25 protein-coding genes are annotated in these 25,803 nt (G+C 43.2%); 2 read left to right on the top strand and 23 right to left on the bottom strand.

What is annotated here, in order from left to right:
* Positions 1-207: 207 nt before the first annotated feature.
* From CLHUN_RS13515 to CLHUN_RS13570, 12 genes are all read right to left on the bottom strand, one after another.
* Positions 208-762, bottom strand: a complete 555-nt coding sequence (locus CLHUN_RS13515) for a nitroreductase family protein (protein ID WP_080065164.1) — start codon at positions 760-762, stop codon at positions 208-210.
* Positions 763-782: 20 nt separating this feature from the next.
* Positions 783-2,213, bottom strand: a complete 1,431-nt coding sequence (locus CLHUN_RS13520; protein WP_080065165.1) for a phenylacetate--CoA ligase family protein — start codon at positions 2,211-2,213, stop codon at positions 783-785.
* Positions 2,214-2,235: 22 nt separating this feature from the next.
* Entirely contained in the window at positions 2,236-4,356 is a 2,121-nt protein-coding gene (locus CLHUN_RS13525; protein WP_165755753.1) for a chorismate-binding protein, read from the bottom strand.
* Positions 4,357-4,872: 516 nt separating this feature from the next.
* Positions 4,873-5,448 carry a UbiX family flavin prenyltransferase gene (locus tag CLHUN_RS13530; protein ID WP_080065167.1) on the bottom strand — a complete coding sequence of 192 codons (576 nt, stop codon included), beginning with the start codon at positions 5,446-5,448 and terminating at the stop codon, positions 4,873-4,875.
* 10 nt (positions 5,449-5,458) lie between these two features.
* The gene (lpdD, locus tag CLHUN_RS13535) at positions 5,459-5,809 is read right to left on the bottom strand and encodes a prenylated flavin chaperone LpdD (RefSeq protein ID WP_080065168.1); all 351 of its coding nucleotides are present in this window, start codon (positions 5,807-5,809) and stop codon (positions 5,459-5,461) included.
* An 8-nt stretch (positions 5,810-5,817) separates the two neighbouring features.
* Positions 5,818-6,816 (bottom strand): ketopantoate reductase family protein, encoded by a 999-nt coding sequence (locus CLHUN_RS13540; RefSeq protein ID WP_080065169.1) that lies wholly within the window; start codon positions 6,814-6,816, stop codon positions 5,818-5,820.
* Positions 6,817-6,875: 59 nt separating this feature from the next.
* Positions 6,876-7,478, bottom strand: coding sequence for an NAD(P)H-dependent oxidoreductase (locus tag CLHUN_RS13545; RefSeq protein WP_080065170.1), 603 nt, complete (start codon positions 7,476-7,478; stop codon positions 6,876-6,878).
* An 18-nt stretch (positions 7,479-7,496) separates the two neighbouring features.
* The gene (locus CLHUN_RS13550; RefSeq protein ID WP_080065171.1) at positions 7,497-7,781 is read right to left on the bottom strand and encodes a chorismate mutase; all 285 of its coding nucleotides are present in this window, start codon (positions 7,779-7,781) and stop codon (positions 7,497-7,499) included.
* A 46-nt stretch (positions 7,782-7,827) separates the two neighbouring features.
* Entirely contained in the window at positions 7,828-9,234 is a 1,407-nt protein-coding gene (locus CLHUN_RS13555; RefSeq protein ID WP_165755754.1) for a UbiD family decarboxylase, read from the bottom strand.
* Positions 9,218-9,568 (bottom strand): cupin domain-containing protein, encoded by a 351-nt coding sequence (locus CLHUN_RS13560; protein ID WP_080065173.1) that lies wholly within the window; start codon positions 9,566-9,568, stop codon positions 9,218-9,220. The genes CLHUN_RS13555 and CLHUN_RS13560 overlap by 17 nt, the downstream gene beginning before the upstream one ends.
* A 61-nt stretch (positions 9,569-9,629) precedes the next feature.
* Positions 9,630-11,768, bottom strand: a complete 2,139-nt coding sequence (locus CLHUN_RS13565) for a chorismate-binding protein (RefSeq protein ID WP_242656520.1) — start codon at positions 11,766-11,768, stop codon at positions 9,630-9,632.
* 39 nt (positions 11,769-11,807) lie between these two features.
* Positions 11,808-12,389 carry a flavodoxin family protein gene (locus CLHUN_RS13570; protein ID WP_080065175.1) on the bottom strand — a complete coding sequence of 194 codons (582 nt, stop codon included), beginning with the start codon at positions 12,387-12,389 and terminating at the stop codon, positions 11,808-11,810.
* 278 nt (positions 12,390-12,667) lie between these two features.
* On the opposite strand from CLHUN_RS13570, the gene CLHUN_RS13575 reads away from it, so the two are divergent.
* Positions 12,668-13,087 carry a TOBE domain-containing protein gene (locus CLHUN_RS13575; RefSeq protein WP_080065176.1) on the top strand — a complete coding sequence of 140 codons (420 nt, stop codon included), beginning with the start codon at positions 12,668-12,670 and terminating at the stop codon, positions 13,085-13,087.
* Positions 13,088-13,181: 94 nt separating this feature from the next.
* Here the strand turns inward: CLHUN_RS13575 and CLHUN_RS13580 are convergent, their stop codons facing one another.
* The 7 genes from CLHUN_RS13580 to CLHUN_RS13610 form a co-directional block, all read right to left on the bottom strand.
* Positions 13,182-14,360 (bottom strand): nitrogenase component 1, encoded by a 1,179-nt coding sequence (locus CLHUN_RS13580; protein ID WP_080065177.1) that lies wholly within the window; start codon positions 14,358-14,360, stop codon positions 13,182-13,184.
* Positions 14,357-15,871, bottom strand: a complete 1,515-nt coding sequence (locus CLHUN_RS13585; protein WP_080065178.1) for a nitrogenase component 1 — start codon at positions 15,869-15,871, stop codon at positions 14,357-14,359. Before CLHUN_RS13585 ends, CLHUN_RS13580 begins: the two co-directional genes overlap by 4 nt.
* A 19-nt stretch (positions 15,872-15,890) precedes the next feature.
* Positions 15,891-16,778 carry a carbohydrate ABC transporter permease gene (locus CLHUN_RS13590; protein ID WP_080065179.1) on the bottom strand — a complete coding sequence of 296 codons (888 nt, stop codon included), beginning with the start codon at positions 16,776-16,778 and terminating at the stop codon, positions 15,891-15,893.
* Between the two features lie 12 nt (positions 16,779-16,790).
* Complete coding sequence (locus CLHUN_RS13595; protein WP_080065180.1) at positions 16,791-17,687, bottom strand: ABC transporter permease; 897 nt, start codon at positions 17,685-17,687, stop codon at positions 16,791-16,793.
* Positions 17,688-17,726: 39 nt separating this feature from the next.
* Positions 17,727-19,481 (bottom strand): type 2 periplasmic-binding domain-containing protein, encoded by a 1,755-nt coding sequence (locus CLHUN_RS13600; protein ID WP_080065181.1) that lies wholly within the window; start codon positions 19,479-19,481, stop codon positions 17,727-17,729.
* A gap of 72 nt (positions 19,482-19,553) precedes the next feature.
* Positions 19,554-20,342 carry an ABC transporter ATP-binding protein gene (locus tag CLHUN_RS13605; RefSeq protein ID WP_080065182.1) on the bottom strand — a complete coding sequence of 263 codons (789 nt, stop codon included), beginning with the start codon at positions 20,340-20,342 and terminating at the stop codon, positions 19,554-19,556.
* Complete coding sequence (locus CLHUN_RS13610; RefSeq protein ID WP_422785064.1) at positions 20,339-21,322, bottom strand: FecCD family ABC transporter permease; 984 nt, start codon at positions 21,320-21,322, stop codon at positions 20,339-20,341. Before CLHUN_RS13610 ends, CLHUN_RS13605 begins: the two co-directional genes overlap by 4 nt.
* A 629-nt stretch (positions 21,323-21,951) precedes the next feature.
* On the opposite strand from CLHUN_RS13610, the gene CLHUN_RS13615 reads away from it, so the two are divergent.
* Positions 21,952-22,923 carry a substrate-binding domain-containing protein gene (locus CLHUN_RS13615; protein ID WP_340148340.1) on the top strand — a complete coding sequence of 324 codons (972 nt, stop codon included), beginning with the start codon at positions 21,952-21,954 and terminating at the stop codon, positions 22,921-22,923.
* Between the two features lie 55 nt (positions 22,924-22,978).
* On the opposite strand, the gene CLHUN_RS13620 is transcribed toward CLHUN_RS13615, so the two are convergent.
* The 4 genes from CLHUN_RS13620 to CLHUN_RS13635 form a co-directional block, all read right to left on the bottom strand.
* On the bottom strand, positions 22,979-24,010 hold the full coding sequence (locus CLHUN_RS13620) for a radical SAM/SPASM domain-containing protein (protein WP_080065185.1): 1,032 nt from the start codon (positions 24,008-24,010) through the stop codon (positions 22,979-22,981).
* Between the two features lie 45 nt (positions 24,011-24,055).
* The gene (locus tag CLHUN_RS13625; RefSeq protein ID WP_080065186.1) at positions 24,056-24,541 is read right to left on the bottom strand and encodes a hypothetical protein; all 486 of its coding nucleotides are present in this window, start codon (positions 24,539-24,541) and stop codon (positions 24,056-24,058) included.
* 143 nt (positions 24,542-24,684) lie between these two features.
* Positions 24,685-25,350, bottom strand: coding sequence for a DUF4332 domain-containing protein (locus CLHUN_RS13630; protein WP_165755755.1), 666 nt, complete (start codon positions 25,348-25,350; stop codon positions 24,685-24,687).
* Between the two features lie 27 nt (positions 25,351-25,377).
* A complete protein-coding gene (locus tag CLHUN_RS13635) occupies positions 25,378-25,761 on the bottom strand; it encodes a hypothetical protein (protein ID WP_133051113.1) in 384 nt (127 codons plus the stop codon).
* Positions 25,762-25,803: the final 42 nt, after the last annotated feature.

Genomic DNA, 25,803 nt, shown 5'->3' on the forward strand with positions numbered 1-25,803 from the left:
TTTAACCAACCGCATTACCATATAGGCTGTATTTTACCATGATGTGACTTTTTTTTAAATAATTTATATAGTACTATATTCTCGGATTATCAGAATCATAATAATGATATAACCTGCTGCCCCGGCAGCAGGACATGACAACAACCGGATGCTGGCTATTACACATCCGGTTGTTGAAAAGTTAAAACCTATTAGATTTACCGTATTTCAAAGTTCCACCCAACGGGCACCAAAGACATTTTTACTCACCATCTGTTCTCTGGACTTTCTGTTTTTAACCTGGAAATCCATATTGTCAATTTCTTCTTCAGGATATCCCACAGGTACAAATGCCACAATTTCCACATGGGAGGGAATACCTAAAATCTCACGGCACTCATTCTGATAAAAACCGCAGACCCAGCAGGTACCCAATCCCAGGTCAGCAGCCTGAAGGGTCATGTGGTCTATGGCTATGGCGGCATCTATTTCATATGAAGCCCTGCCATCAGCCTTTATCCACGATTTGCCGTATTCACTGCATACCGCAATCATTAAGGGAACTTTTTTCAGCCAGCTTCCGCTGTTGCCGCAGAAGCCGGTTATCCTATCCATTTGTTTTGCATCATCAATTACTATAAAATACAGCGGCTGATAATTATAAGCTGAAGGGGCAATTCTTCCGGCCTCAAGAATAAGCTCAAGCTTTTCCTCTTCCACCTTTAAAGTCTTATATTTCCTGCAGGCATACCGTTTTTTCGCAATATCTATAAATGAACTCATATTATGTCCCACCCCGGTGCTTATTTGGCTTTTATGACTTCCTTGCTGATTATTTCTTTTGCGGAAGTTCTTTCCACTTCGTCATGCTCAGCTTTTTTAAGCCTTTTGTCAATTATTCTCGCCGCCTTCCAACTGACAAGAGACCCTGTATATACCACAGGGTTCAATTCATCGGAAAATGACACGCTGTTCCCCACTTTGAAAACCTCATTGAATCTTTTATTAATCTCCTGCAATATGCCGGGATTTTCATATTCCTTATCAAGCATCTCAATTTTAACGTCAACGTGATCTGTTCCGCCAGGATTGTCAATAATTATCTGATAGCCCAGACAGTTGGCCACATCCGTCATTATTGCCTTTTCGATATCAGCAGCCTTGTACTCCAGCCCGTTGAACAGTATACGGTCCTTTACCCTGCCCAGTATTTCCATTTCCGGAGAAGGTATGGGGCTGTCAGGATTTCTGTGTATTTTGACAATATCTCCGGTTCTGTACCGTATAAGAGGTTTTCCGCCGGGATTGAGCATGGTGACCGCCAGTTCTCCCTCACCCTCATGACCTGTAACCTCATCTGTTTCATAGTTGATAACTTCATATATATAATTATGGGGGAAAATATTCATTTTGTTATTCTTATTGCAGGTGGCCATTACCAGCGCTTCCTGGGAACCATACAGGAAATTGAAAACTTTGGCTCCCCACAGCTTTTCTATATTCCTGATCATAGGTTCAGTACACATTTCTCCCGTCAGCATGAACATTTTTATGTTAAAATCCTTATTGATATCATAGCCGCGGACCTTAGCGGCCTTCAGCAATGTCATGGTAAGCCCGGGTGTGCACATTATCACCTGGATATTTAATTTCTTTATAAGCTCCAGGGCCTTATCAAAACCTATTATGGGAGAATACGGCCATGCTTTTACGGTACATAAATCCAGATTGTGACATACATTGCCAAGAGTATCTCCGAAGGAATGGACCTCCGTTGGGCCGTATACCCCTACCACCGGCTTTTCATCCCCAAATACGCTTTCAAAGACCTGTTTGTACATAAGTGATATGGTTATATTGCTGGACATGACGTCAATCATGCTTCTGGGGCATGGAGTGGCCTTTCCCGTGGTGCCTGTGGTTTCATAATAATAGGCATTTTTATGTATTGGCTGGGACAGTATATCAATATCCGCCTCCCTCAAGGTATCCTTGGTGGTATAGGGAAGCTCCTTCATGGTATCCAGCGTATAGCTTCCAAATTTGTGGCTGTACTGTTCCAGAGCCTTATTATAGTATTTTGAATTGGCATGCACATACCGGAGTATTTCATTCAGCTTTTGATTCTGATAAGCCTCCAGCTCCTTCCCCGTCAAGCTGCCGTCAAAAAAACTTTCAACTACCTTTTTGTAGCCGTTTAAAAAATCTTGATTTTCTTGATTAATAATATGCATAACACTTTCATCCTTTCATATATTAAACGTCAATTTCTTCCAGGGCCTTTTTTATGGCTGCAGTTTTATGCTCTATTTCATTCCATTCCGATTCGGGGCTGGAATCTGCTACTATACCTGCGGAGGCCTGAAGGTATAAATTTTCACCTTTTCTCAGCACCGTCCTTATAATAATCGAACTGATAATATTCCCATTAAAATCAAATATTCCGAAAGCACCTCCGTAAGGCCCCCTTTGTTCGTCCTCCAGTTCCTCTATTATTTCCAGAGCGCGTACCTTGGGTGCTCCCGACAAGGTTCCCGCAGGGAACGTACTCTCAAAAAGCTCCATGGAATTTGAGTCGGGAGAAATATTCCCTTCAACATTGCTTATCAGGTGAAATACATGTGAGAATTCTTCCGCCCGCATCAGCTTGCTTACTTTTACAGTCCCTGCCTCGGCCACTCTTCCAATGTCGTTTCTGGCCAGGTCCACCAGCATTATATGCTCCGCCTGCTCTTTGGCATCGCTTACCAGCTCATTTCTCTTCTTTTCCCTTTCCTCGGGGCTGTTTCCCTTTCCCTTGGAGGTTCCCGCTATTGGCCTTATTTTCACATTCAGGTCTTCAACTCTGAGCTGCAGCTCGGGGCTGTTGCTGATAAGCTGGTATTCTCCGGCATCCCAATAAAACATATAGGGTGAGGGATTCAGTTCCCTGAGTTTTCCATATAGTTTCAAAGGTTCAATCTGCCTTTTTACGCAAAGCCTTCTGCCAATCTGCACTTGAAAAATATCACCCTCATATATATACTTTTTGGCCCTTTCAACCTTTTTCAGGAAATCTTCTTTCTTCATATTGGAGGTTATACCCAGCAGAGCACCGCTGGGAACTTCATCAGGATAAGCAATGTCGCCCTGCAATACCGCCAGCAACCGCTCTTCATCACTATGGCACTCATCATCAATGTAATTGCTGACAATTACCATTTCCTGTGATTCCTTAAGCACATGTATCAGGGTGGAATAATAGCACAGGTGTACTTCCGGCAGGTTCAGGGCATCCAGATTTTTCTTTTCAACCTTTTCAATATAGTGAAAATAATCATAGGAAAAATATCCGATCAGACCCTGGCTTATATTAATGTCCAGCTCATGCTGCTTGACTGTTTTAAACATGCCTTTTATAGCAGGGAATATATCCGAAAACCTTTTAGCTCCCAGACAGAAAACCTTGCTCTGGGTATCATACATATCACTGAAATTCTTTATGAACATATTTTCAAGGTCTGCATTTTTGGAAGAAATGGTCATTTTGCTGTCTTTTATAACTATCTCAAAGCGGGGGAATACTCCTATATAACTGCTCCCGCAGTCTTCCGCAGGACCGTCCACCGACTCCAGAATACAACTGTTTTCCGGCCCAAAGCCGTGTTGTATTCTTTTCAACAATTCATAGGCGTTTCCATTCCTTTTGAGCCTTACGGCGGACTGGGCCACTTCCCTTGCTTCGGCAACAGGCATCGCCTTTTCCTTTTTATCCAGGCGGCTGTCAATACCGGAAGCTTTTGTCCGCTCACAGTTTTTCAGAAGTTCTCCCGTCCTTTCCAGATATGCCTTGAGCATAGCCTTTCCCTTTTCCGTCATTATGGACTCGGGATGGAATTGCACACCCTCAATGTTGTAATCCCTGTGCTTGATGCCCATAATCTGGCCATCCTCCGTTTCACAGGTAACCTCAAGACAGTCCGGCAAAGTATCCCTTTCTACCACCAGGGAATGATACCTTGTTGCAATGAACCCATCCTTAAAGCCGCTCATGATTCCCTTGTCAAAGGTGAAAATCCTGGAGGTTTTTCCGTGGAACAGACTTTTAGCGTGTATTATTTTCCCTCCGAAGGCCTCTCCTATGGCCTGATGCCCAAGGCATATGCCAAATATTGATATTTCCCCGGCAAACCTTTTTATCAGTTCTGTGCAGATACCTGCTTCACTTGGAGTGCCTGGCCCGGGTGATAAAAATATGGCCTCCGGGCTTAATTCCCGGATTTCTTCCAGGGTTATTGCATCATTCCTGACGGAGATCACATGGTTTCCCAGCTCTCTTAAGTATTGATAAACATTAAATGTAAATGAATCATAATTATCTATAAGTAATATTTTCAATTGAATCACCCTCCATTGATTTTATAGTGTTATTAATTCGGCAAAAGGCAATACTGAACTAAAGCCAGGCAGTTAGTCGAAACCCGCAGCTCAATGACCTAAAAATATTCGTTTGTTTCATATGGGAATTTTCAGTTATTGTTTATTCAGCGCTGATGATAAACAAAAAAACTGCTTCGTCAATTCGAGACGAAACAGTTCGCTATACCACTCAAAAACTTCAATTTTCAAATACATAAAAATATTCTATCCCTATAACGTGAGAAACACGTAACAAACTACTATAACTTCGTTCTAAATCTCCTGAGCCCATTTCTCTAAAAATCTTATGTTGAACCTTTCACCAAACGTCAACTCGCTGTGATAAAATACTTTAAATACTTTTCTCATTCATAGACTTTAAATATTAAGTTTTCCGGACATTACTACCTTATATTTACTCTACACCCTTTTTTACCTAATGTCAATATATATTTTGTGTCCCTGAGCATAAAATATTGCACTTTTGCTGCAATGCTAAAACAGGGCAGGCTGATTTCCATTCCATCTTTTTGCCATCCGGCTTTCCAGCCCAAACTGATCCAGTATCTTCATTACATGGTGTTCTACAATTTCCTCCAGCTCCCTGGGCCGGTTATAAAAGGCCGGCATGGGAGGCACGATTCTTACTCCCAGTCTGGACAGCTTTAGCATATTCTCAAGGTGAACAGCACTTAAGGGAGTCTCTCTCGGGCTTAAAACCAGCTTTCTCCCCTCCTTGAGAATTACATCCGCAGCTCTGGAAATAAGGCTTTCACAATAGCCGTTTGCAATTGAACTTAGCGATTTCATGCTGCAGGGAGCAATAATCATTCCATCGGTGACAAATGAGCCGCTTGACACTTTGGAACCCAAATCTGCATTGTCAAATACTTCACCTGCAAGACTTTCCACATAATCCAGGGAAATATCGGTTTCTATCCCAAGATTCTTTTTTGCCCATTCACTAATAATAAGGTAAACATCCAAATTATTTATTTCCCTTAGCGCCTCCAGAAGCCTTATTGCATAAATGACTCCTGTCGCCCCTGTTATTCCCACTATAAGCCTCACGTTAAAAACCTCATCCAGCTCTATTTTTTAGTAATGCACATAATTCCTCGGCCATATCCCGGCATAATTGGATTACCAGCTCTAGTTCTTCCTGGGATATATTGTTCATATGTATACCGCAGCACACGGCAAAATTCCCGGCATACTCCCTTTTTAACCTGCTGGAAAACAGCTCGGTGATTATATTTTCCTTGTGCCTGTCAAAAGTGAAGGTTTTGAGGTCTCCGGTGCCGGAGCCCACTGTCACTGCTCCAAGATGCGGCCTGTCACCTCCCGTCAGCATGACGCAAAGATCGTCGCCCATGCCGGCAGCCATCATTTTCAGTTCCAAACGGTTTTTCTTTCTGACTATCTCTATCATTTATACCTCTATACCTCTTGTATACCAGCATCCGTCCATTTGGCCCCGCCCGTCTCAAAGCTTGAAACCAGCCGGGTAAATGGTGTTTGTATACCCAGTTCCTCACCTGCTCTTAGTATGGTTTCTGCGTACAGCTCCCCCTCGTTGTGCTCCTTCATCTGCTCAACATCCCTCTGAAAGGAGGTCTTTGTGCCGGCAGGATATTTTCTTACCACATCAATGCATTTTTCAATTATATCCTCAGACATTTTTATTCCTTTTTTTTCTGCAATGCTTCTGATTTCCAGCATAATATTCACAAGTATGTTTTTAAGGAAGCTATCCTCAATAACCCTGCCCATGGTGACTCCATACCTGGCCGTAACCAGTGCAAATGAGCATATAAGCATATATTTTTCATAAATCAGCGGATAGGGATCGTCCACCCACTCATAACGGATTCCTGTGTTTCGGAATAATTCCAATATTTCATTTGGAGTGTGGGAATAATTGCGGGGGTCACGGCCGAATACTATTCTCCCCTCCGGACCCTGCTGTCTGACAGTACCCGGTTTTTCCACATATGAGGCTATGTAGACACAGGCCGGAAGTACAATACCCTCATGACTTACAGACCTGATTTTCTCATATATGTTTATGCCGTTTAAAAGAGGTAAAATAACAGTATCCTTTGTAAGCCTGTCTTTGATTGATTCAACTGCAGCACATATATCATAGCTCTTGGTACATATGATATATATATCAGCAGGCGGAATCAACGCCACGTCATTTACTACCGCATAGGGCTTGATTTTTACTTTTCCCTGTCCTTCAGCATCAAGAGTGAGCCCTCCGGAACGGATTTCTTCATAATGCCTTCCCCTTGCAACAAAATAAACCCTGTATTCAGTATCCTGCTTGTGGTGCGGTGACGACAGCAAGCCCCGGCAAAGCTGCCCTCCGAAATACCCGCCTACACCGCCCACACCATATACGCATATATTTTTTATGTTTGCCTTTTCAATCATATACTTTTTGCCCCATGCGGCAAAGCTGAGCCTGTCAGTCCATTACCGCAGAATATAAATTATTTTGTATCTCCCGGAAAATATTTTAAAACAGCCTGCCTTGCGTCTTCAAGCCAATGCCGCCTCTCTTCCTCAGAGCTGGTCACAATTATTCCATACATCCTTCTGTAAAAATTATCAACACCACACAGGCTGAAAATACAATTCTTCCATATGGTCTCAAGAGGGTCTCCAAATACGTCTATTTCCCTTGCCTGTTCCGTATTTGAAGTGTTAAACACTATTGCCGCCTTTGCCTTGAGCAGCCCAATGGGAACACCCTCACCCTTGTCATTTTCTAAAAAGGCGTAGGCCACTCCCGGCCTTATAACCCTGTCAATCCAGCCCTTCATTATAGCGGGAGGCATCCCCCACCAGTTTGGATGGACTATAATTATTCCATCGGCCTCGGCTATATGCCGGCAATGCTTTTCAATAACAGCATCAATCCGGGCTCCTTTGGGTATCTCCTCGCTTGTTATAACAGGATCAAAGCCTTCTTCATACAAATCGTGATATATTATTTCATGCCCTTCACTTCTGAGGGTGTCAACTGCCAATTCTGCAATTGCATGATTAAAGCTTCCTTTTTGCGGATGTCCTAAAATTACAACAATCTTCATAGCCGGTCTCCTTTGTCTTTATTCATTCCTGCTTCTCAGTATTTCAAGCTGCATATCCGTGAGCACATCAATGATCTGCTTATAAATCTCCACAATCATTTCCTCGTGTCCTCCGGCCTCAATTGCCTTGTTCCTTACCTTGTCCAGAACAATTTTCACCCTGTCGCAGCCAATTACATCCTCTTCGCTGGTTTTGTACTTAACCACCTTCAACACGCAATTTATCCTTTTTACCAGCGAATCCACTATTATATTATCAATATTGTCAATTTCTGCTCTTACAGCTTCTAATTCCTCTTTCATTTTGAAATCTCCTTCAAAATTTAAAAATATTTACAATTCAGTCCGGTTAAAAGGATCTTTTAAACAGGGCTTTCATCCCCCACGGCACAGTACAGTCAAATACTGCTTTTGCTGTTACACCGGCTGCCGGTATGCTTCGTGAGTACTGAGGAGACTGGGAGGGGTCTGCCGGAAAGCCGGGCAGGTTCTTAATCAGGGCTATGTCCTCGTCTGCCTGGAACCGGGTGGTCATGGCCCATAATACATCCTCATGGGAGTATATATTAACGTCCTCATCCACCACTATCACATGCTTTAGCATATGGAAGGAGGACAGTGCCATTAATCCCGCCTGCCTTGCAAAGGCATCGTCAACAGGGGCTTTCTTTCTTATCTGAAGAATCAGGAACAGCAGACCGCCCCCTGCCGAGCTGTAATGGGCATTGATAACTTCTCCCCGCAGATTCTCTTTTAAGAGCTTCATAACCGCCGCCTCGGCAGGAATGCTCAACAGCTCGGACTGCTCCTTTCCCGGTCCCAGCAAGGCTTGATACACTGCATCATTTCTATGTGTAACGGCCTTGATTTTTACCAGGGGTATGGAGGGTTTTGCGTATCCGTTGTAACCCAAAAATTCCGGCAGTGAAAAACCTGTGGGGTCGTTAACATTTTCATTTGCCAATTCACCGGTTATTTCTCCTTCCAGAACTATTTCCGCATTGCTGATACACAATGCATCCACCGACACACATTCCGAAACCTGTACAGGATATTTTCTGATTCCCCCCGCAATTGACAGCTCATCCTCCCCCGGAGCTACCGGAGGATTTGAGAAGCAGGAGGCATAATAAACCGCCGGATCAACCCCGATATTTATTGATATGGGAAGGGTAGTATTTCGTTCAAGAGCTTTTTTATACAATATGCCCAGGTCACGTCCAGGAACAATCCATATGGTCATGGTATCCTTGCCGTGAATACAGAACCGGTGTATTGAGCAGTTTTTTTCTCCTGTTTCGGGGTCTGCGGCATATACGACACCCAAGGTGATGAAGGGACCTGCATCGGCCTGGGATATGGTTGGAACAGGAAGCTGCTTCATAATGTCCACAGCTCTTATAATATTTTCCTGGCAGGGCGGATTTTCCATTTTCTCAGCGGGAAGCCTGTTCATCAAGCCATGCAGCATAACCTCCGCTGCCGTATTGTCATCCTTTCCGGTAAGCAAAAGGTTGCTTCTTCTTCTGCTTCCGAACAAACCCATTAGCACCGGCATGGAATGGTTTTTTACATTCCTGTAGATAACGGCAGAGCCCTCCCTGCAATTGGGAGATGCAGGCACACCTGCCCCATGCTTCACATAATGTGCTGCAATTTCACAATGGGCATCAATGGGTTCGTTATGCTCAAGAATGTATTCTTCATTACTTTCCAGAAAGCTGACCGCTGAGCGCAAATCATTTATTTTCTCCATAAATATTATCCACTCCGATTTCATCCACTACGAATACCACTGTTTTTTCATCGTCCATACCCTTTGAGCGGTGCTTTATTCCGTCTGGTATGACAAAACCCATACCAGGCCTGCATTCATAGCTGCTGTCTTCAAACATTATGGTAAAAACCCCGCTCAGCACATAACCCTGATGACCTATTTCACACCATTTTTCTTCATTAAAGCCCGCCGGAAGCTCCAGCAGTCTTATCCTTTTGCCATTGGCAAACACCAGCTTTACGCGGCCAACCGCCCCCGGCTTGTCCCACTTTTTCCATTCAATACTGTTAAAATCAATTCCTACGTTATCCATTATTTCTTTAACCCCTTTCAGAATACTGTTTATATTGTCCTATCGCTGTTACGATAGAATTTCAAACAAGCTGAAGCTCATCGTTGCAAACATTTGTAATGGCCTGTCTCAATGTTCCCAACTTGTTTATTACCTCGTTCCATTCATTTTCAGGGACCGAATCGGCAACTGTACCGGCTGCAGCCTGTATATACAGCTTTCCGCCTTTTTTTATAACGGTCCTTATATTTATTGAACTTACTATGTTTCCGTTGAAATCAAAGATTCCAATTGCACCTCCGTATGGTCCGCGCTTTTCGGTCTCAAGCTCCGAAATTATTTCCATGGCCCTGATTTTGGGCGCCCCGGTCAAGGTTCCGGCCGGGAAGGTAGCCTCAAAAAGCTCCATGGAATTCAAATCCGACTGCAGTTTGCCCTTGACAGTACTGGTCATGTGAAAGAATTTTGAATATTCCTCTATTTTCAAGAGCTCCGGAACATGCACCGAACCCTCCACGGCCATTCTCCCTATATCATTTCTGGCAAGATCCACAAGCATTATATGCTCTGCATTCTCCTTCTTATCCTTTGAGAATTCTTCAAATATTTCCGCTCTTTCTCCGCTGTCCCGGCCCTTTCCCTTGGAGGTTCCCGCTATAGGCCTTATCATGGCATGCCCGTCCACCACAGAAAATTGAAGTTCCGGACTGTTGCTGGCGAAGGTATAATTGTCCTCCTGGATAAAGCTCATGTATGGGGAAGGGTTCATTGCCCTGATCTGCCTGTAGATGTCCATAGGCCGGCAGTCGGCTTCAATTTCCTCCCTCATGGATATCTGCACCTGGAATATGTCTCCCTCAACAATATATTTTTTACACCTGTCCACTATTTCCAGGTACTTTTCCCTGGAGATATTCTGTACCAGCCGGCCTTCCAGAACTTCAGAGTCACCATTCGGGCTTATAGGGGACTCTCCTGTGCCGGAATTCATAAAGCACCTGATTATGTCGTCCTTTGGAAATGGGACATCAGTGAAATTGGATATTATAGAGAAGCTTTTACTCTTGTATTCCGTATAAATCAGAGTGGAATAGAAACCCAGCTCCACCTCGGGAAAACCTAACGGATCTTCGCTTCTCTCGGGCACACTTTCCAGGTAATGCAGGTATTCGTATGTAAAATAGCCTATCAGAGGCACTGATATGATTAATTTTTCATCATGCCGGCAGTCAATAATAAATGAACTTTTAATCAGGTTGAAAATTGCAGAGAACTTGCTGCCCTTAATATCAAAGCCTCCATTCCTGCGCTGGAAATGTTCTGAAAGGATTCCCTTCACATGGTTTATATAGTTTGCGTTTTTGCCTTCAACTGTCAGGAGACCGCTTTTCAGTTTCAAGGTGAATTGCCTGTCAACGGCTATGGCAGAGAAATTGCAGTCAGTTGCCGGACCGCCTGCCGAATCCAGGTAGGCACAGTTTCCATATTCAGGGTGGTGATTATAAATATTCAAAAATCCGGTATGAAAATCCCCGTCATAATTGAAGATTTCAATTTCCTGTATAAGGTGGAGCTTCCTGCTGCTGAAAAGTGAATTTTCAGCAGTACTGAACAGAGTATTGTCTGAAATATTTGTATCCGGCTTGCTTCCGGAGCCACAACCGCACCTGTCCAGAAATATTTTCAGCATTTCATAGCCCCCTTCGGTCAATATGGCCTCAGGATGGAACTGTACTCCCTCAATATCATATTCCTTGTGCTTAACTCCCATTATTTCTCCATCATCGGTTTCGCATGTGATTTCCAGGCAGTCAGGCAAGGTTTCCCTTTTTATGGCAAGAGAATGGTATCTGGTTGTAATGAATTGCTTTTTGCTGAATTCTTTGAATATTCCCTTCTCCAGGGAATTAATGACAGAGGTTTTTCCATGCATAAGGCTTTTCGCATGGACTATCTCGCCTCCAAACGCCGCTCCTATGCATTGATGTCCAAGGCATATACCGAATATGGGGATTTTTCCCTTGAATTCATGTATGATATCCAGGCATTGTCCGGCATCCTTTGGAGCTTTGGGGCCGGGAGAAATAATGATACATTGGGGCTTCAGATTTTCAATCAGGGACTTGTCGATGGCATCATTGCGCACAGTATAAATATCTTGCTTCAAAACTTTCAGGTATTGTACGATGTTAAAAGTAAAAGAATCATAATTATCAATCATCAATATCAAATTCGTGCCACTCCTTCTGCTGTAATTGCTCTAGACGACTACTTCCTTTTTGTCATAGTAATATTCCACCATTCTTGTTATACACCTGTCTATTGAATTTTTCCCCTCCTCATCAAGCATTGCGTCCCCGGGAAAATCACCCTCGCACATTACTACCAGAGGAAACCCGCTGCCAACAATAATCATTTCATTAAGATAAATATTCATAAAAATTTGTGAGATGACATTTAAATGAGCATACCTTCGTCCCACTGCGATGACATTTGCCAGCTTGTTTCTCAAAGGCCTTCCCTGAACCCTGAGATATCCGAAGCCACACCTTTCCAGAAACACCTGCATAGTTGAATTTGTTGAGAAAGCATAAACAACCGGTAAATAAATAATTGCATCTGCATTTATCATTTTTTCCACAACAATTGGCATATCATCATCTATGACGCATCCACCCTGATTACAGCCATAACATGATCTGCAATTCTCAATATCATAGTCACTGATATACACACCTTCAATGGAATACTTACTGCTTAGTTCATGCTGTTTCAGATATTCAAAAATATTAGCGGAGTTTCCATTCTTTCTCGATGACCCGATTAATACCAGAATATTCATAAATATTACCCCATTTTATAACTTTTGAAGTAATTATATATAAACTGTCAAAAAAAGTCAATGCTATAAAATTTTGGTATTTTGTTCTTCCATTTAGAATTTTATTGATATTTTTATGATTTTTTTGTCTATTTTGCTGTATTCGACGATAATTTTACCATCGGCAATGTTATGAATTTTGATGTTGCAGCCCAATAGCCCTCAGCTCAACTTTATGCTATTATTTTACATATTGATGGAAATTTTTATCGGAGAGAAGCGTCAGAAAGGAGTTTATAATGATTATAAGTGCAAGAAATCAACTTAAGGGAAAAATCGAAAGCATTCAGGAAGGTGCTGTAAATGCTGTTGTTGTGCTGAAGACAAGCGGCGGCGAAGTAATTTCAGCCACCATATCCATGTCTGCCGTTAAGGAACTTGAGCTTGCGGGAGGCAGGGAAGCCATAGCTGTTATTAAGTCCACCGAAGTTATGACAGGTGTGGGCGATTTAAAAATCAGCGCCAGAAACCAGCTTGACGGAGAAATCCTAAAGGTGGAGGACGGTGCGGTAAACGCAATTGTAACTTTAAAAACAAATGCCGGCAGTCTAATATCTTCAACCATTTCAAGGTCTGCAGTCAAAGAACTTGGCCTGGCGGCGGGAGTAAAGGCAAAAGCCGTCATTAAATCCACTTCGGTTATGATAGCTGTAGAATAAAATAACTGAGTTGCTATTGCTACGGGTCAGACACACAGCCCTGTGACAGAAAATCTGCCGGGGTCTGTGTGCTGTACTGCCAAAATTAATCACCTTAACCGTACATTCCGCTCCTTCTGTATTCCATGGTCATTATGGAATTGACCATGTCTTCCACAAGATTTATTACTCCGCTGAATCCTGCGTAATTTTTATTTCCGATGCTGATTGAATCGAAAACCGGATAAGTATAGCGTATCAATGGAATGTTATACCTGTCGGCCCATCCCCTTTCAAAGGAAGAACCGAAAATCATGATTGAATTTGAGAGCTCTATTTCTTTGTCAAAATCCCTGTTTTTTGTATCATGAAAGCTGTTCAGAAAAACCTCCACATTAAGACCGAGCTCACTCTCAAGGAAAGCTTTCAATGAAGCTGCCCTGACTCCGTCACCAACCACGGCAGCAGGCATTCCATAAAACTTTTTAACATAGTCGAAGGCATGCTCCAGCCTTTCAAGAGTTATCCTTTCCAGGGCATCCAAACTGAAATGACTTTTTATATTCAAAGCATCATATATGGCCTTGCAGAATTTTTTGCTGTTTCCAATCCCATAGGGATATTCTGCCACAATGTACGGCGTTCCAAACCTCTCCTGCATATAGGCTCCAACCGGTTCAAAGCCGGAAAATACAACATTCAGGCATGCCCCAGGTGCTTCCTGTATCTTTTCATAGCTGTCATACGGCATTACGCAATTGATTTGTATCTGCCTGCCCAGCAATTTCCTCACAGCCTTCAAGTCAGCATCAATTTTGAAATCATCTGAAAACAGCCCGATTAAATTTATTGAGTTTTTCTTTGGGGCTGCGGGTTTCATATTGTCAGCCAAAAGCCTCATGGCATCCTCCATGCCTGACAGCATATCGCCCTTAAAGCCTGCTGACTTGATAATCTTTATATCCTTATTGCAATTTGTATCTCTGATAATGCCTTCTATGTCATCTTCCATTATTTCTGCCACACAGCCGGTAAGGACAAAAACCACAGAGCTGTCGTAGTTGTCACAAACCTCTCTCAGTGCTTTTTCCAGCGTCCTTCGCCCTCCATAGACTATATCTTCCTCATAAATGACACTTGAACACTGCCTTATGTCCATAAGCTTTGAAGTATTGTGAAAAGTGGAGGTCCCCCAATTGCAGCCAATGGTGGAATGTATGAGCACCGCCGAATCCGTTATACTCACGGCGGCGCGGTAGGCGCCAAACAGCTTGCAGCTCTTGCATAAACTCATGTTCCATACCTCCTTTGCAGCCACAGCTCTTCCCACATTTTTCTGGAACCCTTCAGGTTCAGGTTTTCAACCCCGGAATAATACTCCGGCAGGCAAAAGGCTTCATCCCTGTTTTGCCAGTCCGGCCCCGATTTCTTCCGGATTATTGATGCAAAACCTTTTATCATATTTCCGTAGCCTGCCATATCCATGGGAATAACTTTTCCTGTACCTCTTAAAAATTTGTGAGCATGCACAGGGAAGTCCGGTATCTGGTCCCCCAGTACAAAATCAACCGCGCCTGACACCGCCAGCAGTTCTTCCTCAGTTGTCTCCTGCAGCAGTTGGGCTTTACTGCCGGAATTCAGCAATGCCAGCCTTATATTCTTCATAAGCAGTTCCTTTGTCTCTTTTGAAATGCCGTCAAAGACCATATCCTCTTCTTTCATTCTGACACAGACATATTTCAGGCGGATGCCATATTCCCTTTCATATTCTTCAATATAGTATGGAAGGCCTCTATAGTCTGAGGATACAAGTGCAAATGTAAATTTATCAAAATACTCCCTCACCTCTCCCAGCTCCCTGTAAATCTGATTTTTCCTGTTTACAAGGCTTTGAGAGGCCGGTTTTCCAATTCCCAAGGCCAGGGATATTTCAAGGTAAAGCCTTTCTATGCCGCTTATTCCTCTGTAGTTCTCAAAGGTGCCCGCCTGAAAATACTCGGTGCCGTATAATTCCTTCATTCTCCGGGCCCAGGGTATCCTTCTTGTAACTATGTTCAAAGCTGCCCTGGGAGCGGTAATCAATTCCTGTGTGGTACAGTTTGGGATAAAGGCATTTACCTCAATGTCCAAAGCCTTAAGTTCTCTGGCCATGCCGTCAACAATAGCGCTCCCTCCTGCTCCCCATGCAAAACCGCATATGTTCACCGATTTCTCCCTGGGCTCCTGCCCGGTCATCAGGTTCTCAACTATGGCGGTCATCGCTTCGGAAAAACCGCAGCCCTTGCTGAATTCAAAAGTATTTTTACGGCAGGAGCCATCCCAGTTTTTAATGCTGTCTTCTATGGCTCTGCCCCTGTTGCGTTTATCCACATGAGAAAATTTTTCGGAATTAACGGCTATTATTTTGCAACTCATTGTATTGCTGAGACTTTTTATAACAGAATCAACCTCAGCATAAGTCATGTCCACTGAAGTTGCCGGGATTACGGCAATCATGGAGGGTGAATACTTTTCAACCGTTTTAATTATAGCAGCTCTGAGTTTTTCCTCTCCTCCAAATATTATATCTTCCTCCTCCAGTTCGGTGCACTGTGCGTTATAAGCGGGCAGATACCCTCTCCTGCACACATATTTATAGTGAAAGCCGCAACCCGCAGAACCATGAATAATGGGAACGGCATCTTTAATCTCGCCTATTGCATACATTGCACCGGAAAGCTTGCCGCTGTATCCGTAGTCATGGGGGGAGGAATTGAAATCGGTAAAATAAAGTGCCTTGTAATATTCTCTTAAATTATCATCCATATGATTTACTCCTTATGATCTACTCCTTTACACTCCCTATTACCATTCCTGAAACAAAGTACCTCTGCAGGAAGGGATATACTGCAAATATTGGCAATATTGCTATAAAAACCTGTGCCGATTTTGTGGTTCTCTCGGATATAAGCGCCAGCAGCTCGGCTTCCTCCCTGGTCATCAGAAGATTGGTATCCCTTTGTATTACCAGGGATTGCAGATAAGACTGCAATGGAAAGTTAGATACATTATTCATGTATATCATCCCGTCAAACCAGGAATTCCAATGCTTTACCAGGATAAAGACGGCGATTGTGGCTATGGAAGGCATGGACACCGGTGCAATTATGCCAAACAGTATTCTGAAATGTCCTGCCCCGTCAATAAATGCAGCTTCTTCCAGTTCTCTGGGAAGATTTCTGAAAAAGTTTATCATCAATATGATGTTGAATACATTCACCGCACCCGGAACTATCAGCGCTGCAATCGTATCAATAAGTCCGGTGGATTTTACTACCATATAGGTTGAAATGGTTCCTCCGCTGAAAAGAATGGAGATGAAAAGAAACCATACATATATGGTTCTTTGTTTAAAGTCCTTGTTTTGTCTTGACAGCGGGTATGCGGTAATCAAGGTTAAGCCCAGCTCCACCGGCAAACCTATTAAAACCCTTTCTATGGATACCCTGAAGGAATTCCAGAAGTGCACGTTATCCATGGCAAATTCATACGCCTTTAAAGTGAATTCCACGGGCAAAAGCCTGACCCTTCCGGAGCCTGCTGCCGCACTGCTGCTAAAAGACAGCGCCAGCACATGTACCAGCGGTACTATGCACAAAAGTGCGAAGGCAGACAGAAACAGCACATTCAGCCATATAAAAATTTTTCTTCCGGTGCTTTTTTCTTCAACCATCTGGCTCACATCCTAAAAAATATGGTAATCTGAAAACTTATAGGCCATAAAGTATGAAATCGATACCAATACGAAACTGACAACGGATTTGAACATATCCACCGCCGTCGCAATGGAATATTGCGCATCAAGCAAACCCATCCTGTATACCCAGGTATCAATAACATCTCCGCTCTTGTACACCGCCGGTCCGTACAGGGCATACACCTGTCCGAAACCGGCATCAAGAATGCTGCCAAGGCTTAGGGTGGCCATGAGAATTATTATGCTTTTAATTCCAGGCAAAGTGATGTGCCGGATTTGGGCCAGTCTTCCCGCTCCATCCATAACGGCAGCTTCATATAACTGAGGGTTTATTCCTGAGATGGCGGCCAGATACACGATTATGCCGAAACCCGCCTGCTGCCAGACATGGGTGGCTACCAGAACAAAAGGAAAAACCTTATTGTCTCCAAGAAAGATAACCGGACTAACCCCCACATGCCCCAGCACATTGTTAACTATTCCGTCATATGCCAGAAGTTCTCTGAATATGCCTCCAAGTATTATCCAGGAAAGGAAATGGGGAAAATAAATGACCGTCTGCACCACTCTCTTATAGGCCCTGTGCCGCAGCTCATTCAAAAGCAGCGCCAGCACAATGGCCGCAAGAGTCTCTGCTGCTATTTTCATTACTGAAATATATACGGTATTCCATAATACCTGATGAATGTCACCAACTTTCATCAGGTAACTGAAATTACCCAGTCCAACCCACTCCGATTTCAGAAAGCCCTCCGCAGGGTTGAAATTCTGAAAAGCCATTACCAGCCCGAACATGGGGCCGTAATTGTATACAATCACAAGAATCACAGCCGGAAGCAGCATTATATGCAATGGCAACTGTCTTTTGAATTTTTCTGCAAACATTTTCCTCACCCCTGCGGTTCTCTTTTAATCAGATATGAATCAGTTGGATTTTTGATTCAACTCAAACCATTCATTAACTTCACCTGCTATGGCATCTCCTCCCATAGCCCCGTAGCTTTCCACAAAGCTGTCAAACTCCGCTGTATCTGCTCCTGTTATTATATCCATCATAATTTGATTCCACTTTTTATCAATCAACGGCTGTTTGCTTATAAAGGATTTGGTGGGAGGACCAAAGTACTCATCATAAACATATAATCCGTTTTTGTTATAAGTTTCGGCAACAGCCGCCGCACCCCCAGGCCCATAGTACTTGAAATCCGCCCAGCCTGTTTTGTTTCCCCTGTTTGTAAAGGTCTTGTCTCCAGCATCAGAGAATGCTTTTATATTTTCATAATACTGTTTCTGGATAATGGTGAGCTTTGCGGTATCACCGCTCTCAATTGCACTTTTAAGTGAATTATAGTCATTGAAGAAAGTATGGGGTTCATACAGTCTCACAGGTGCAGCCTTAAAGAAACTGCCGTAAACGTCCAGATACTCCTGAGTTACCGTGCTTGGGTCATTTTCCAGCTTATTATAAAGATTGAGCAGCTTCACAAGGGCTTCCGGATGTTCATAGCCCTTTCTTACTACATAAAAGCCGTACTGGTTCAGCGGGCTGGCCGATATTGTCTGCTTTGTTCCGTTCAGGGACGGTATTGCCAGAGGAATCCAATCTGCCTTTGCATCTGTCTTTGTGTTGTCCTGCAATTGGAAGTATGGTCTGCTGGCTGTTCCGAATAAAACCCCGCATTTGCCTGAAATTATGTCCTCCGACAACTGGGCATCTTCAATCGTAGTAAAGTCCTTGCGGATCACACCCTTCTTATAAAACTCCTGAAGCTTTAGCAAAGCAGCCTTTGTTGCATCTGCCTGCTCCTTTGAACCATACATCCCATAAGACAGTTTCCCGGCGGAATCCTTTGTCCAGATGCCGGGATAGCTGTGGAATACGTTCCAGAAGGCCGATTCTATTCCCGAATTATCCATGGGTATTCCATAGGTGTCGTTTTTTCCGTTTTTGTCGGGATCGTTAAAGGTAAAAGCTTCTGCTACCTTAAACAGTTCCTCCCCTGTTTTCGGAATCTGAAGGTTGAGATTATTCAGCCAGTCTGAACGGATCCAGATCATGGAAATTATGGCATTGTAATCATTGAACCATGGTATTGTATATAACTTTCCGCCCCGTTTCACAGCTTCCAGCTCTCTTGCAAATTCGCCGGAGTATATTGATTTTGTGTAAGCTGTGGCATATTTCTCAAAGGTGTCCGTCAAATCCTGGATTTTATCAGCCTTGACCAGTTGTTCATATTGTGAAAGACTGTCCAGCATGAATATATCAGGCAGTGAGCCCGAAGCAATCATCAGATTTGTCTTCTGAGCCTCGTCATCCCCTGATGCCACCCATAAATATTTTACGTTTATGCCCAGCATTTCTTTATAGGCCCTGGTAAACACATTGTTTTCAAAGGTATCTCCATTTTTGAATTTCACAGTCTGATCCCCGTTCTGATGAACCATTGAAACCGTTATTTCAGGTTCATACCTGCCCAGGGGATCCATGTTTTCCGCAACTGCTGAGGATGAACCCGAAAGTTCCGGCTGCACCGCCTCCTTACCTGATTGCACAGTCCCGCAGCCGCCTGAAATCAACAAGGCCAGCACTATTCCCATACAGCTTGCACAACTGATTGCTTGCTTTAAAGTATTCTTAATCTTCTTGTTACTTCTGTCATTTTTATGATTTTTCATATTTTTTCACCCCGAATGTTTAAAATAAAATTCAAATATGCTTCAAAAGTCCGCTGCTGCCCTATGCTGCCATCAGACCCCCGCAAGTACAGGGATACAGGATTTTATTGTTTCACCTGCTCTGCCCGGGCTGCTTACAATTTTAACATCTACACCGTAGGTGTCCTGTAAGTTGCCTTCAGTTACTACCTCTTCTGAAAGCCCCGCAATAAATTTATGGTTTTTTTGCATCAATACCACCTTACCGGAGCAAATAAAAGCATGGTCTGGAAAATGAGATGTCATTATAACCCCTATTCCTTTTTCCACCAGGGCTTTTATTTGCTGCAATACGCGTACCTGGTTGCCAAAATCCAGATTTGAGGTTGGTTCATCCATTATGAGAATATCCGGCTGCTGGGTCAAAGCTCTGGCTATCAGCACCATTTGCCTCTCTCCTCCGCTGATTTCAGTGTATATCCTGTTTTTAAGATATCCCACCCCAAGAGTCTCCAGGGCATTTTCAGCAATAGCAAGGTCCTTGCGGGAGGGTGAGGAAAAACTTAACAGGTGCGCTGTCCTGCCCATGACAACCACATCCAGAACCTTGAAGGGGAAAGGCGGGATATGGGCCTGGGGCACATATCCCAACGCTGTGGCCAGTTTCTTTCTGGTCCAACTTGTGACATTTTCGCCGTTCAGGATTATGCTGCCGCCCTGCAGTTTCAAAAATCCCAGAATAGTCTTGAAGAGCGTGGTTTTCCCCACACCGTTGGGTCCCAGCAGGCATAGTATTTCGCCCGACCTTACACTGACCGATATATCCTTTACAACCGTTCTGTTCCCATAGCCGCAAACGGCATTTTTTATTTCAAGTTTCATATCCAAGACCTTCTTCCTTTAATTAACAGGTACATGAAAAATGGTGCTCCTATCAGTGAGGTCAGAATTCCCAAAGGAATTTCAATGGTAAAGGCACTCCGGGCCACATTGTCCACAATTATGAGAAATATGCCTCCGGCCAGAAAGGATGCGGGCAGAAGTTCCTTATAGTTGGGCCCCACCAGCAGCCTGGCTATGTGGGGTATCACAAGTCCTATCCAGCCAATCATCCCGCTGACCGATACGGCAGATGCGGTCAACAGGGTAGCACACACAATTATTATTTTGCGGGTGGTTTTTGTATCAATTCCCAGGGCCTGGGCTTCCTCTTCTCCAAAGGACAGTACATTCAATCTCCATCTTAAAAGAAACAGGGGAATAATGCCAAGGCAAAAGGGAACAAGTAAAACCTTTATATCTGTCGTGCTTACCGAGGAAAGGCCGCCCATAAGCCAGAAGGTGATTGCAGGAAGCTTGTTGTCGGTATCCGCCAAATATTTTGTAATTGATGTGAAGGACGAAAACATGGTTGAAACTACCATACCCGTAAGGACAAGTATCAGAATAGCGTTACTGCTGCGGCCTATGATGGAGCCAACCATGTAAGTGAGTATTACCGCACCAAGGCCGAAAACAAATGAGGAAAGCTGTACTCCTACCAGATTGAAGGACAGCAGTATGGCAATAGCTGCCCCAAAGCCTGCTCCGGCCGAAGCCCCCAGAATGTCCGGAGATACCATGGGATTTTTAAACAATCCCTGATAGGTAGCTCCGGAGGTGGCAAGAGCTGCTCCTACCATTAAATCCGCGCATATTCTTGGTATTCTGACTTTAAAAATCACCGTTTCAACGGCAGCCGGCCAGGTTTGAGGCATGCCCAGAAGCTTCCCCTTAAGGATTTCCAGCAATTGCGGTACTGGTATTCTGTACCTTCCGATTATGAAGGATATAAAAATTGCTGCTATTAGCAGAATGAACATGCTGAAAAGTATAACCCTGTTCCTGTCCATTTTATTTATAGAAGCATATTGTTTTTTTACAGGTTCCGGCTTGTCTTCCACCGCCTCCATCTTACTCCCCCCCTTAAGCCCGGCTATTACCGGGCATCTGTGTAAGTCTCCTTATAATAAACTTAATTTTTATAATTTTTAATTTGAAAAAATAAGTAAACCCTGCTTAAGGCTTTTACAGAGCAGTTATACTTTGAATTCCGGCCGGGCAAGCAGTTGCCGGTATGAAGTTTTCAATTCGACGGTGAACTGATCAGAGAACAGGGCAGAGGTTGGTAGAGCATATGGTTTGCCACGCATTTCTTACATAACAGATTTAAATCGCAAGAATTCTTTATGATTCGTTTGGTTTTGTATGGTTTTATTATAGCACCAGCATTTTAACTGTCAAGCATTTTGCAATATTTTTATTCCAATCCTTCATTTTTTATTGATACGTAACAATTTTATTCAGGCTCATAATTGATTATTTGTTGTTTTTATATATTTGATGCATATTGAACAAGTGCATATTGCATGTTATAATTTATTTAAATTCATTTGTTTTTGTTAGTTTTCTATTAGTTTTATAACATTATATAAACTTTTCAGTTAGGAAGGTGGATGACTTGGAGAATAAATCCTTAACACCCCAGGAAGTTGCAGAGATTTTAAAAATATCAAAATGCACTGTATATGAATTAATCAAGAGAAAAGATCTGAACGGATATAGAGTTGGAAACAAGGTCAGGGTTGACATGCTTGATGTTGAAGAATACAAAAACAAAAGCAAAAGCATCAAGACTAAAAAGAGCGGAAACCCTGAGCAGGCACAGCCCGAAAGAGCAGCCGCAGCAGAGCTGGATTCAAACAGGGATGACCGCCGTGAGTCCTTTACCATTTGCGGACAAGACTCCTTGCTGGATATCCTTTGCCGCCATCTGGGAAGGCACCCAAGAGGAGTTCCGGCCCTCAGATCCTATGAGAGCAGCTACAATGCCCTTTATTCATTATACCGCGGAGACGCAAATGTAGCCGCAGCTCACATATGGGATGGCAAGACCGGGGACTATAACATCCCCTATGTGGAGAGAATGCTCCCGGGTATTCCGTCGGTAATCATACGTCTGGCCGCCCGGATGCAGGGCATTTATGTCCTGAAGGGAAATCCCAGGAAGATTTCAGGGTTCGAAGATCTGGGCAGGAAAAATATCAGCATCATTAACCGGGAGCCAGGCAGCGGTTCGCGAATACTTCTGGATGAATACCTGAAAAAGCTGGGCATTTCCATCAGTAAAATAAAGGGGTATGAAAATGAGTCGAATTCGCCTATGGGCCTCACAAGCGCCATAGCCAAAGGACATGCAGACATGGCTGTAGGTCTGGAACTTCCGTTTTTGAAGATACGTCAGATTGATTTCATACCTGCACATAAGGAATACTACGATGTGGTCATAAAGAAAGCCCACATAGACCAGCCCATTTACCAGGCAATTCTGGATATCATGAAATCCGAGGATTTTAAAATGGAAATGCATGGTATCAACGGCTATGATTTGACAGATTGCGGTAAAATTATTGCAGAAACGTGATTTTATAAAAAAATAACTCGGCACCCGAAAGGGTGCGAGTTATTTTTTTATAAAATCAGTTAACATAACAAAACTGCAAATCCTCGAAATATACACACTTGCCTCTGCACTGGCTCTTGTTTGCGCAATCGCTGCTGTTACAGCGATTTTTCAGTACTTCCTTTCTGTATTTATCATACTTTTTGCCCCAGATAACTTTGAAATCGCAGTCATTCAGGTTAAAGGAATAGCTGTCGTCACTGGCAAAGGAGCAGGGCTTCACATTCATATTTTCGTCTATATACACAGAAAAAAAGCCGCATTCGCAGGAATCGATGCAATCAACGTTGACTTCGGTGTGCTTCATGAGCAAAGGAACAAAGCAAGCGTCAAAGCCAACCGAGCAGGAGCACTTGTTCTTATTCACCAGGTTCAGGAACATTCTCAGGTTGCTGTCCAGTTCGAGGCATTTATCTGCCTGTGCTCTGCCCTTTGGCTTATAGGTCAGGAAAATGACGCTGTTCACATGTTTCAGGATATCATTGTATTTTCCCCGCAGCATATCAATACCTTGGGCTATGGACCTGTTATCCAGAATAAAATGCAGGTTTGTTCTTATCTCATTCCCGGCCAAAAGGCGCAAAATACCGGTATCTATCTGGTCAATACGAGCTGCGGATATGGCCAATGCTCCTATCTTCCCCCGGAGAAAGCCAACAATATCCTCGTTCAGCCTTTCTCCGTTTGTAGTAAAATTAGCTACAATGCCCCTGTCACAGGTGGCTTGAATTATTTTTTTGAAATCAGGATGTTCCAGAGGCTCTCCCCCTCCCAAAGCCACCTGAAAAACCGTCCCCCAGCGTTCGTGCTGAAGACCTGCAAGAACTTTTTCATACTGCCCGATGGTCATGAAGGAGTTATCCTCTTTGCTATCCCTGTAGCAAAAATCACACCCCTTGGAGCAGTGATTGCTTATGGAAATGTCGGCCAATTCCGGCCATGGTGCATATACAGGATTTTCGCCCACCCCATCGGCCCACCTCAGTGTGAGTCCGGTACCTGTGTCACCCAAAAAATTGTAACCCGTACTATGTCTTCTGACAATCATACATATTCACCTCTTAATCTATACAAAACCAGTTTTTTTGCAAAGCTATTCAGCCTTGTTCCCATGACACTTCTCAGTCCCTTTTCTCTCACAGTCATCACACCCCAGGGAATGTATTTTTTCTGCCAGCTTATTCTTATCCCTCGGTACCTGCACCAGTCCCAACCCTTTGAATTCGGCAGGCAATCGGGAATTTACAAAGTATTCCCCATAAATATATGCCCAGAGAACCTCGTCACTCATTTTAGAAAAATCTACTTCATTTATAGGAACCTCAAAGGAATAGTCGTATTTACAGTCAGGTTTTTTGGAAAAATCGTATTGCTTCATGATAATCTCATTATCACCGAACTGCCGGATTTCGCCCGAACTCACAAGGTCCTTTGAAAGAGTTTCAAAAATCCGCTGCTTTTTTGTATCTCCAGTGTAGTTGTGATTTCTCTTTTTTCCAAATTCGGCCATATCCGCATTCATGGTTATTATATAGCTGACCGAGCTGCTATTTGTAACATAGTCCAATCGTACTTTCATTTTTTATCCCCCCCTGTCCGCTCTGCGGACATAAATTCAAAGGTTTGAAAGTGGTTTTCTTTCAACCTTGACCTCCACAATAAAAAAAATGGTGATCCGGCATTTTACTGCCGGATCTTTATATAATATTATGAGACAGCAGTTTAATTTTTGAGCAACAGCTTTGCAAAATCAATACAAAGCTGTATTTCACTTATTTCGGGAATAGCTCTTGTAAAGGCGTTGATTTTATTTATTTCCCGGGTCTTATTGTAAATATGACCGGCAGAAGAGTTTGCAATTTCTTCAACACTGGTAAAACCCGCTTCATATAAAATTCTGGAGAATACCGGCCCCACACCGTTTATTCTTATCAAATCGCACAATACGCACAATTCTTCAGCATCCTCCAGAGAAATACCCGTACTGGCATTTACAGCCCCCGGATTGGAGCAGCCTTCGGATATCCTGAAATAATCTTCAGAGGTTTGAATGCAGCTTTCTCCCAGTTTCTTAAAGGTAGGCGGCGATATATATGGAAAATCCGCTATAAGCACCGGTTTCGGCTCTATATTTGCTATCTCCCGTTTTAATATCATAAGGTATTCCACAGGAATTCCGGATTTGCCGGAAAGCTCTTCAATAAGCGGCTCATTCCTCAATTTTTCATTTAAATCCTTGACATTATTTATTCCTGCCTGAGCCATACTTTGGAATCTCTCGTCAATATTATTTTTTATAAGCCTCCGTCCCGCAAGCAGGTTTTGCTTTTTTAACAATTCCTTATATTCGAAAAGAGTTATTTTTTCAGTATCCATCCTGTAATCCAACCGCATCCCTCCTTCCACCCGCTGCACCTAAACCTTTATCAAGCCGAAACCTATTGTTTCTGTTGTCAAACGGCAATTCAGAAAATACTCGCCATATATATAGCTCCATAGATCCTTTTCCAGCATTATGGAAAAATCAATTTCATCTATTCCGGCACTAAAGGTATCATTGAACTTACAGTCCTTGTGCCTGTCAAAGCTATATATTTTTGAATATAATTCCCTGTCCTCAATCATTACCATAGTCCCGTTATTTACCAGATCCTCGTACAGGATATCGGCAATGACCTTTTTTCTGGATTTGACTCCCAGTATACTGTACATGGCCTTAAAATCTTCTGCTTTGGCCAAGTCCATTATTATCAGATAATTCAGCATATCACACTTTCTAACGATACCCGTTTTTTCCATAATTCTTACCCCAATCCAGTCACACCAAATTTCAACCATTTC

It is taken from the genome of Ruminiclostridium hungatei (assembly GCF_002051585.1).
Classification (GTDB): domain Bacteria; phylum Bacillota; class Clostridia; order Acetivibrionales; family DSM-1351; genus Ruminiclostridium; species Ruminiclostridium hungatei.